The following is a 10074-nucleotide window of genomic DNA, read 5'->3' on the forward strand; positions in this document are numbered from 1 at the left end:
ATTGTCTTTTCGAGATCTTTGCTAATCTTCACTGCTCCCTCTCCTGTACATTTCTTGAGTTGTTGACAAAATTTTTTGAGATTCGGGATAACAATCCTGAAAATCCCTGATCCCTGTAGTAAGCCCTTACTTCAGGATCCTGGATTTTTTTCTCCCTTCGAATTGCCGAGCCAAAATACCCCCAGCAGTAGGCAATGCCTGTATAGTAGGGAGACTTCACAGAAAGATAAAATACGTTTAAGAGAGCCATGAAATAATTTTTGCCAAGGTAATAAGCCATCCATCCGTTTTTGAGATATCCATTCCAGAGTCCGTTAGCTGCACTCGTTTTACGCTTCTGGATCTGGACTACCTCAGTATACTGCATGAGCCTCCAACCTCGCAAGAGAGCTTTTATATTAGAAATTGAGTCTGGAGACGGCTCAACCTGATAACCGCCAGTCTCGAGGAAGCACTCTTTCTTCCAGATCCTTCCTGTACCTCGAGGAAGATCTTTTGCAGTTACTTCCAGGGAAAGTTTTCCGTCATTATCATAATATATTCCCCCACTTACAATTCCTAGAGAACTATCCTTTTTAAACTCAGCCAGAAGTTTTCCGAAATAATTTTTTTCAAGCACCGTATCAGCATCAAGAAGGCCTACATACTCGAATTCAATATTATTTTTCCTACAATAATCAAGAGCATAGTCAAAGCCCTGTTTGCAGACATAACTGTAGTGAAAAGTAATGTCTCTTGGTCTTGGAGGTAATCTTATACTCTGGATCCAAGAGCAATTTGACTGCAGGTCTTCGAGAATACGTGGTGTTTCATCTGTACTTCCATCATCGACTATAATCCATAAATCAGGTTTTAATTCCTGTCCGATTACAGCCTTCGAAACCTCGGGTAGATTTAGTTCTTCGTTCTTTGCAGGCGTAACCAGCAGATACTTTCCTTTTAATTCAGCTCCTATCTGCCCACCACCTGTAGATTTCTTCTCCGCTTGTCATCCATGCCCCTTTTTCGGAGCAGTACTGAAGCACCTTCTCATACAGCTTCACCCAACCTTGTCGAAAATTGCAACTGAACGCGAAATTATGCCACAGCAGGGTAATAACACCATTGAGACTTGCTGTAGTATCAATCAGACTTTTTGTGCGTTCCCAGGCCTCCTCAAAAGATTTTGAAGTCGCAAAAAGAGCAGTGTCCATAACGACAAGTGGAATTTCGAGGATGGCAATTTTTTTTCCTGTATTAAGGTTATATGGACTGAAAGGATGGCACATTCCATTCCTGAAGCCGACTGAGTATCTGTGCCCGAATGTGGAGTCGTAGCTAAAACCGGCACTTGCAAGTATTTCCCAAGAGTCTGGAGTTTTGAACCGGAGGTAATGATTGCGAAAACCTATTACTTTTTTACCCAGAACTGCTTCAAGTCTTTCTTTTTCTTTTTTTATTTTATCAGGACTGTCATATGAATAGTAACCTCCGTGAAGACCAACCTCCCATCCTCTATCTAAAACCTCTCCCAGATGATGTTCTATGTCTTCTATATCATACCTGAATCTTATTGGATCGGCTTCCGCAGTAATGAAGTAAAAAGAAGACTCTGCTTCAAAACTGGCTTCAATGTCCATAATTTTAGAAAAATTAAGATATGGGGAGTAGTCTATTCCTCTCAATTTCCACAGTAACTGAGCTGCAGAATCCTTGAAATTTAATCGTTTAAGGCTGTAAGCTGATGACAACAAGCTATGGGAAAGAGGCGGGTAAATATCGTCTACGTCATGAGTCAAACAAACGGCAAATGATTTATTTTCAGGGAACTCGACCTGCATTCCATTTTCCATAAGGTACCTGGAGACCTCGGGCTCAGAGGCATTTAGGAGATCTTTTTCAGAGAAAAGAAAACGCTGGTGTTCATCCAGCTTTTCTGGATAATACTCTTCTTTTCGGGTGAAAATGTCCCATGAATCCTGGTTTTCCATTAGTAATTTATACATAAGACTCATCCGAAACCGAAGATAAAGAAAGTCCAGATTTTTTTTCAGGAAGACTTTCTATAAGATTGACCATGAACTCGGTAACATTGATTTTATCCCTGAGAAGAGCAGCCCTTTTAAGACCCCAGCTTTTTTTAAGTTCCGAATCTTTGAAAAGTTCTGTGATTTTTGTCAGGGCAAATTGGGAATCACTATAATTAAAAAGCAAACCGTACTTTTTCTCAAGTTCAGAAAAGTTTCCCATAGTTCCTGCAAGAGTGGAAATATAGATTGATGGAGTTCCCAGGATTGCACTCTCAACAGCCATCGTTGCTCCTTCACCCACATATAGAGTGGCATAATAGAGCAAGTGGTGGATTTTTTCTGGAGAGACCCAGAGTTTATACTTTTCAAACTCTTTTTCCAGAGGCCCTTCTGAAGTTATGAATACTTTTCCGAATTTTTCAGCTTCCTGGACAAGTGCTACTTTATTTTTAATTCCATGTTGACCGACATCGTGATGCGCACCCCATGAAACAAAGCGAAGAACCGTAAAAGGTTCCCCCTCCTTTACTCCGAGGTCTTTCAGGATCTCAGGACTGGGAGTAAAATAAGATGGATGAAGATAAGCCAGTTCATGATATCCACTATACCTGATCTGTTTTGATCCTTCATTTTTTAGATAGCATGAAGGAGTACAGATTATGTCACAAAAAGGATAGGTTAACTTCTGAGCCAGTACTGCATGCTCGGTGTCATTAAAAATTATGGATTTTTTCCGCTGTATCCAGGCTACCTGAGCTACAGATGGAGAAAGAATACCGATAAAAAGGTCAGGATCAAATTGCTGGGTAATTTTAAAAGTTTTAAACTCTCTTATGAACCATTCTTCAAGCAAATTAACCTTTCCTGGTTTTACTTTACTCAAAACCGTATGTGGAATTCCGTAGGCATTCAAGAGCTCTATTACTACATCCTTGTCTCGCGAGACTACCATTACTTGATGCCCTTTTTTTTCAAGACTCCATATAGCGTTTTTAAAAAAATGAACATGGGCTGGATGCCCTATATCGACAAGAACTTTCAATTTTTCACTCCCCAATTAATAATTCCCATGACTATAATACCAAAAGAAAGTCTGTCTGCTTGAGTAGTCTTTCGAGATTGAGAATCAGGAAACTAACCTCGAACCTGATTTAAAAGTATATGAGATAAATTAATATCAACAAATCAGGAAATCTTCCTGCCTTTTTCTCTCTTAATGTGACAAAAATATGCAGTCAAATTCTGGTTTTCACTCAACCCCGGTTTCAAACTGTTCTATCAGATAGAACTCTCCCCCCATATTATGTTAAAAAGTGATGACTGTCCGTCTCCAGCGGCTGGAGCCCCCCTTAACAGTGCCCATATAAAACTAAATTTTTTAATATAGTTGAAGCCATTAACAAACAATATTATGATTAGAAGATAAATGGCTCAAAGATAAATAGCTATGGAAACATAGTTGCTAAATTAAGATAACGGGAATTATCAGTGTGAGAATTATAGATGTTATACTCTTAAAAATAGGAAAATAAATATTATTTATTTTCATCTAATTTGGTAAAAAAATAAACTCACCGGAAGAAACAAAAGAAATACTGAGTAAATAAATATATAATTACTAGGAGGATTACTTTGTAAGAATTATGCTAAAGCTTGTGAAGAGGAAACTAGCAATAAAGCATACTATAAGAGGATAAATTCCCATATCCATTGAGTCCACAGAAAACTCATCTTCTTTTCTAGAAGCCAGCAGCATTTCCTTCATACCCACAAGAGCGATTAGTCCCATGACCGTTATCCGATAATATATAGGAATTCCAAAATCCGTAGAGAGGAAGCAGATACCTAAATCTGAAAGAGAATTCACCATTGCAAACTCTGCACCCAGGCCAAGTATTGAAAACATTATAAGATCCCCCAAAACTTCTGTAAAGGAGTTATCAAAATATGTATTAACTCCTAACTATACAAGGTATAAACCTTTAAACTATATAAACTTGCTAAAAATTAGTACAAACTTGTTGTAGAAAACCGTATAGATTGGAGGTTTCTCTAGTAAAACCTGAAAAGAGTTCCTATCAAAAAATAAATAAGAATTGGAATTGATTACTCTCCAATTCTCAATAAAGAGGTTTAATTTATGAAAATTTCCGTTATAGGGTCAGGATATGTGGGCTCGGTCACAGCCGCATGTTTTGCAGAAGTCGGGCATGAAGTAGTCTGCGTAGATATCGACAAGAAAAAAATGGATCAGATAAATGCAGGCATTCCCCCGATCTATGAAGAGGGACTTGGAGAGCTTTTGCAAAAATATGCAGGAAAAAGTCTCACTGCAACCACTGACTATGAATTTGCGATCAAGAATACGGACATTTCCTTTATCTGCGTAGGAACTCCTTCCGCAGAAGATGGAAGCATAGACCTTTCAATTGTTCGTGCGGCAACAGCAAGTATAGGGGCAGTACTGGCAAAGAAAGAAGGGTACCATGTAGTGGTTGTTAAAAGCACAGTTGTGCCCGAAACAACTGAAAAATTTGTTCTTCCAATCCTTGAAGAAACTTCAGGAAAGGTTGCAGGAAAAGACTTTGGAGTCGCAATGAACCCCGAATTCCTCAGAGAAGGAAAAGCCGTCTACGACTTCATGCATCCTGATAAAATAGTTGTGGGAGCAATTGACCAGAAATCAGGAGATCTTGTCTCAGAACTTTACCGGAACTTTAAATGTGAGATCACCCGCACGAGTGTATCAACAGCGGAAATGATCAAATATGCAAATAACTCCCTTCTGGCAACCAAAATATCCTTTGCTAACGAGATTGGCAATATTTGCAAAAGGTTAAACGTTGATACCTACGAGGTTATGAAAGCGGTAGGTAAGGATTCCAGGGTATCCCCAAAGTTTTTGAATTCAGGAGCAGGATTTGGAGGATCCTGCTTCCCAAAAGATGTAAAAGCACTTATAGGAAAGGCAAAAGAAATAGGATATTCTCCAGTGCTTCTGGAATCCGTAATTGGAGTAAACGAAAAACAGCCAATTCTTATGACCGAAATACTCCAGAAGAAAATAGGAAGCCTTGCGGGAAAAAAGGTTGCAGTCCTTGGACTTGCTTTTAAAAACGACACGGATGATATAAGGGAGTCCAGAGCTATCCCTGTCATTGCTGAACTTCTAAGACTAAGAGCAGAGGTTTCGGCTTATGACCCAATGGCAACCGAGAATATGAAGCGAATCTTTCCAACAATTGAATACTCAGGGAAAGCTAAAGATGCTCTTGAAGGTGCTGACGCCTGTCTTGTAATGACAGAATGGGACGAGTTCAAGAACCTTGACTCTGAATTTGAAGTCATGAAAGGAAAGATAGTAGTTGATGGAAGGCGGGTAATTAAAGCTAAAAATATAGATTATGAGGGGCTCTGCTGGTAAAAACCAGCAGAAATTATTTTTTATATAAATTTATATCGTATAACTTTGCTGAATTCTGATACAGCATAACTTTGCTGAATTCTTATACAGTATAAATTTGTTGGTCTCTAACTACCTTATTGACAGGATCTTATTTGCTTGAATGTTCCTTTACCTCTGATAGAATTTCTCTTAAGTACTCAAGTACGTCTTCCCTAAGATTTTCGTTCTCGAGGGCAAAATCTACTATTGATTTCACGTACCCTAACCTGTCACCAGTATCGAATCTTTTTCCTTTGAACCTACACGCGTAGATCATCTGCGATTTATTAAGGACCCGAATCCCATCAGTCAACTGAATTTCGTTTCCTACACCTGTTCCGGCTTCTTTTATACAGTCAAATATTTCAGGGGTGAAAACATAGCGGCCTATTGCTCCTAGATTGGAGGGTGCATTTTCAGGTGATGGCTTTTCGACAATATCCTCCAGTACATAGAGAGAATTACTAAGAGGTTTACCCTTTATGATTCCGTAACTACTTAATTTTTTACGAGGAACTTCCTCCACTGCGAGCGTGGATCTCCCATATTTCTCAAAATTATCTATGAGCTGAGCAGTGCAGGGCTTGTCATTCACAATAATATCGTCTCCGAGAAGCACGGCGAAAGGTTCATCTCCAATATGGTTTTCTGCCCTGAGAACCGCATCCCCTAGCCCATTAGGTTCTTTCTGGCGGATGTAGTGAATATCAACAAGGGAGGAAACATCCCGGACAAGCTTAAGAAGTTCAGTATTGTGCTTTTTCGCAAGATGCATTTCGAGTTCAGGAGAATCATCGAAATAATCTTCAATTGCCCGTTTACCCCTGCCTGTGATAATGATTATATCCTCAATTCCCGAGGCAATGGCTTCCTCTACAACATACTGAATCACAGGTGTGTCAATAATTGGAAGCATCTCTTTTGGCATCGACTTAGTGGCAGGCAGAAAACGAGTTCCAAGACCAGCCGCTGGAATAAGTGCTTTTTTAACGGTCAAAATAAACTCTCCGGTGAAGGAATTCAGTGAAAAGTTATTCATATAGTTAAGTAAATAATACTCTTTAACCAGAACATCTTTAATTTCCTCTAGTTATATACTCACCCCACATTATAGGGAATGAGATAAAAGTATTTTCTGATTGCTTTAACATTACAAAGTATTAATCGAAAGAAAGATTGTTTGGAAAGATTATTTGGAGAATTTTCCATGCCTGCAAAGAATAAAATACTTGTGACAGGAGGAGCCGGTTTTATAGGGAGCCACCTAGTAGATCACCTCATAGAAAAGGAGAACATGGTTACTGTTTTTGATAACCTGAGCTCAGGAAAAATGGAATTCATAGAAAATCATCTTGAAAATCCCGACTTTACCCTGATAAAAGGAGATCTTCTTGACCAGGAGGCAATAGAAAAGGCCTGTGAAGATATTGACTTTGTTTGTCACGTGGCCGCAAATCCTGATGTCAGACTCGGAGCTTCAGATACCAGAGTTCATCTAGATCAAAATATTCTGGCGACCTATAACCTTCTGGAAGCAATGAGGAAAAACAATACTAAAAAAATTGCATTTACTTCCACCTCGACAGTTTATGGGGAAGCAAGTATTATGCCTACTCCAGAAGACTACGGTCCTCTTATTCCGATATCCCTTTACGGTGCCTCTAAGCTGGCTTGTGAAGCCTTTATTACTTCATACTCTCACACCTTTGATATGCAGGCCTGGATATTTCGCTTCGCAAACATCGTTGGTCCACGCAGTACACACGGAATTACGGTTGATTTTATAAAAAAACTGAGGAGGAACACGAATCTGCTGGAAATCCTGGGAGATGGAAAGCAGGAAAAATCCTACCTTCATGTTTCGGAGTGCGTTGACGCAATAGTATTTTTAATTGAGAATAGCAAAGAAAAGGTAAATATGTTTAATATCGGCTCCGAGGACACCATCAGTGCCACAGAGATAGGAAAGACTGTTATAGAAGAAATGGGACTTTCTAATGTTGAATTTACCTACACCGGAGGAAATAGGGGCTGGAAAGGCGATGTGCCAAGGATGAGATTAGGGATTGGAAAAATGAAAAAGTTGGGCTGGAAACCGGTCTATACATCGGAGAGAAGTATTAGGGAAACGGCGAGGGCATTGCTTGGGGAAAAGGTAGTAGACTAACTTTTATTCCATTTTTCTTAAACAATTTTTGTTGATCAGTATGGGAACAAAGGTAAAATTACTGCTTGACTTCGCTTTTGACTCTGAATACGTACCTTTGTATTAAAGAAAGTTCGCGGTCTGTGAATCCACCTACAAGAAACATCATCACCAGATAGATAAGTACACCCATACCTGCAATCTCAAAAAGCTCAATGATGCTTGATATAGCAAAGTAGGAAACAAAGAAATACATAACTGTTGAGGACAAAACGCTTTTTGCAATATCATGAAGATAAAAATCAAGTTTAAAGTGTTTTAAGGAAATATGCATACAAAGCACAGCCATTAAAAAGTAAGAAAATAAGGTTGACAGTGAGGCTCCAACAATTCCAATGGAAGGTATCAATAGAAGGTTAATCAATACATTCGAAACTGCTGCAACAATATTAATGTAGGTCGAAGTTTTTGTTTGCTTGATAAGGAGCATTGTATTGACAAATATCTGGAAGATTCCTGCCAGAAGACCTGAGAAGGCAATAATGGGAATTACAACCCAACCCGAAAGAAAATCATCAGTGGTAAGGATCCCAAGCAAAGGTTTTGCAAGAGCTGAGAGACCGAAGACTGCAGGAATTGAGAAGAGAAGGAAATATCTTAGAGAATGAGACATACAAATTCTTACTTCATCCATTTTATTTTCATCGAAAAGCTTTGATAAGAAGAAGAATGAGCTGAAGAGAACTTACAAAAAGCTGTATAAGACTGCCAATTGAACAGGCTGCCGAATATACCCCCACGCTTCCAAGGCCGAGAAAATAAGTAACCATATATCTGTCACTTGACTCTGTAATCCACCTTACAAGCGAATTGGGAGTTAAAGGTAGAGAAAAGTGCAAATACTCTTTTATGTAAGTAAATCGCGGGATAACGAATCCTATCTGTGATATGATCATCAGAAGAGAAATTAAAAAAATGAAGCCCTGTACAACTAAAGTAGCCGCGATTACACCAAGAAGCCCGTATCCCATTTTGAGAAGAAAGAGAATAAAAAACAATTTTCCAAACGTTTCAAAAAGGGTTAAGTAAGAAAATGTCTGAATTTGCCTGAAAACCCTGAAATAAAAAAGAGATATCGACTCGATAACGCTCAGAAGAATTAAAAGGGAACCTGCCTGGATAAAATAAGTTGCATGAGGGTCTTTAAAACCGAAGGTGGCAAGAGGCTCTGCAAACGTATAGAGTAAAAAAGAGGCCAACAGACCGGATATAGTTACAAAAAAGAGAATTGAATATACTGCTTCCCTTATTATTTTGATTTCCGTTTCAGAAGATAAAAACCTGACAAAACCCATAGAGAGGCCCATCAGTGCAAGGGGAGAAATAAGAGATACAGTGGTATTGATCTGAGCCCAGAGCCCGTAGTCGTATGTTCCAAGGGTTTTTGTGATTATCGGAAGCAGGAAAAAAGTTCCCAGGCTTGTAAGTACCTGAACTGCCCCGATAAAACCAACATCCTTTGCAAATTTTTGATATGACACCATATCACCTTAAAAAGAACTCCGTTTTTAAGAATTACCATTGAGAGAAGTCATGAAAATAGCCTTACACGAAAGTTTTTCTTACGACTTGACCCGACGCATTATCCAGAGAATGATATTTAAATCCTTTTGAACACTGATCATTTTGATCAAGTTTTAATCTCTCAGCAGAGGTTCTATTTATAACTATATTATAATAAGTTTCATTCATATAGAATACCTTTAATTTGAATAAAAGTTTGGAGACATCATACTTATATTCAGTGTTAACTTTAAATTTATTTAGATACATTTTTTCAACCAGAACCGAATTTCAACTGTCCCCAATAAGAAATTTCTACAAATGATAAAAGCCTTTGCGTTAAGATAAATTTTAGTAGAAGTTCAATGCACGTCTGGGAAGGACTTATTGAAAAGCAGCCGAAAAAGTTCAAAAGAATTAAGGATGTGAACGCCGTAAGTTCTGGCTTACTAAGAAACATAACTAGAAATAACACAGAGAATGTATAAATCCAAAAGAGATCCTAATCCAAAATATATTCTGACCTTAGAACAAAACTTTTAGATTTTTACAAAAAAGAATAAGTTTGGGAGCAAAAACAAACAAATTAATCCTGATTAGTAGGTCTAGAAACCATACTAACTCGCTTGAAAAATTCCTTCTGGAGAATTTTAAAAATTCATGTTTTTCGTACATTAAAAGAAAAAAGTTCCAAAACATCCGACGGCAGAAATTTATTATCAGATCGGAAGTGATGGAAATTTTTATTTGAGAATGTAAATCTTACCTATACACCAGATTCAATTTTGGTACCTGGCTCATGTTTTCGCAGTCCGCACTGTAGAAGGCGATATAGTTATCACTTTCACTGCGGGCTTCTATAAAGAAACCTGTATTTTCGTACCTGCCACTAACATACTCTTTTACAAGAT

Annotated in this window: 10 protein-coding genes; 2 read left to right on the forward strand and 8 right to left on the reverse strand. The window is 38.3% G+C overall.

Annotation, left to right across the window (positions count from 1 at the left end; all coding sequences use genetic code 11):
• Positions 1-28 precede the first annotated feature (28 nt).
• From A9239_RS12755 to A9239_RS12770, 4 genes are all read right to left on the reverse strand, one after another.
• Positions 29-955: a glycosyltransferase family 2 protein gene (locus A9239_RS12755; RefSeq protein ID WP_048122386.1), complete on the reverse strand. Its 927-nt coding sequence runs from the start codon at positions 953-955 to the stop codon at positions 29-31.
• Positions 945-1994, reverse strand: a complete 1050-nt coding sequence (locus A9239_RS12760; protein WP_048122388.1) for a polysaccharide deacetylase family protein — start codon at positions 1992-1994, stop codon at positions 945-947. Before A9239_RS12760 ends, A9239_RS12755 begins: the two co-directional genes overlap by 11 nt.
• Positions 1978-3051 carry a DUF354 domain-containing protein gene (locus A9239_RS12765; protein ID WP_048123630.1) on the reverse strand — a complete coding sequence of 358 codons (1074 nt, stop codon included), beginning with the start codon at positions 3049-3051 and terminating at the stop codon, positions 1978-1980. The genes A9239_RS12760 and A9239_RS12765 overlap by 17 nt, the downstream gene beginning before the upstream one ends.
• A 585-nt stretch (positions 3052-3636) precedes the next feature.
• Entirely contained in the window at positions 3637-3915 is a 279-nt protein-coding gene (locus A9239_RS12770) for a hypothetical protein (protein WP_048122389.1), read from the reverse strand.
• Between the two features lie 234 nt (positions 3916-4149).
• Between A9239_RS12770 and A9239_RS12775 the strand changes: the two genes are divergently transcribed.
• The gene (locus A9239_RS12775) at positions 4150-5433 is read left to right on the forward strand and encodes a UDP-glucose/GDP-mannose dehydrogenase family protein (protein WP_048122391.1); all 1284 of its coding nucleotides are present in this window, start codon (positions 4150-4152) and stop codon (positions 5431-5433) included.
• A gap of 130 nt (positions 5434-5563) precedes the next feature.
• On the opposite strand, the gene galU is transcribed toward A9239_RS12775, so the two are convergent.
• On the reverse strand, positions 5564-6451 hold the full coding sequence (gene galU, locus A9239_RS12780; protein ID WP_141706456.1) for a UTP--glucose-1-phosphate uridylyltransferase GalU: 888 nt from the start codon (positions 6449-6451) through the stop codon (positions 5564-5566).
• A 210-nt stretch (positions 6452-6661) separates the two neighbouring features.
• Between galU and A9239_RS12785 the strand changes: the two genes are divergently transcribed.
• Positions 6662-7621, forward strand: coding sequence for an NAD-dependent epimerase/dehydratase family protein (locus A9239_RS12785; protein ID WP_048122395.1), 960 nt, complete (start codon positions 6662-6664; stop codon positions 7619-7621).
• 58 nt (positions 7622-7679) lie between these two features.
• On the opposite strand, the gene A9239_RS20550 is transcribed toward A9239_RS12785, so the two are convergent.
• The 3 genes from A9239_RS20550 to A9239_RS18450 all read right to left on the reverse strand — a co-directional run.
• The gene (locus A9239_RS20550) at positions 7680-8294 is read right to left on the reverse strand and encodes a polysaccharide biosynthesis C-terminal domain-containing protein (RefSeq protein WP_255361945.1); all 615 of its coding nucleotides are present in this window, start codon (positions 8292-8294) and stop codon (positions 7680-7682) included.
• 7 nt (positions 8295-8301) lie between these two features.
• On the reverse strand, positions 8302-9144 hold the full coding sequence (locus A9239_RS20555) for an oligosaccharide flippase family protein (RefSeq protein ID WP_255361946.1): 843 nt from the start codon (positions 9142-9144) through the stop codon (positions 8302-8304).
• Between the two features lie 781 nt (positions 9145-9925).
• Positions 9926-10074: disaggregatase related repeat-containing protein (locus A9239_RS18450; RefSeq protein WP_141706457.1), on the reverse strand; the 149-nt coding region annotated here is incomplete at its 5' end.

Origin of the sequence: Methanosarcina sp. A14 (assembly GCF_001729375.1) — an archaeon.
GTDB lineage: Archaea > Halobacteriota > Methanosarcinia > Methanosarcinales > Methanosarcinaceae > Methanosarcina > Methanosarcina barkeri.

Excerpts from the sequence above, each read along its gene's own strand:
- A9239_RS12760 (WP_048122388.1), bottom strand. The coding sequence starts at position 1,994 with ATGAGTCTTATGTATAAATTACTAATGGAAAACCAGGATTCATGGGAC.
- A9239_RS12770 (WP_048122389.1), bottom strand. The coding sequence starts at position 3,915 with ATGTTTTCAATACTTGGCCTGGGTGCAGAGTTTGCAATGGTGAATTCT.
- A9239_RS12775 (WP_048122391.1), top strand. The coding sequence starts at position 4,150 with ATGAAAATTTCCGTTATAGGGTCAGGATATGTGGGCTCGGTCACAGCC.
- A9239_RS12785 (WP_048122395.1), top strand. The coding sequence starts at position 6,662 with ATGCCTGCAAAGAATAAAATACTTGTGACAGGAGGAGCCGGTTTTATA.
- A9239_RS20550 (WP_255361945.1), bottom strand. The coding sequence starts at position 8,294 with ATGGATGAAGTAAGAATTTGTATGTCTCATTCTCTAAGATATTTCCTT.
- A9239_RS20555 (WP_255361946.1), bottom strand. The coding sequence starts at position 9,144 with ATGGTGTCATATCAAAAATTTGCAAAGGATGTTGGTTTTATCGGGGCA.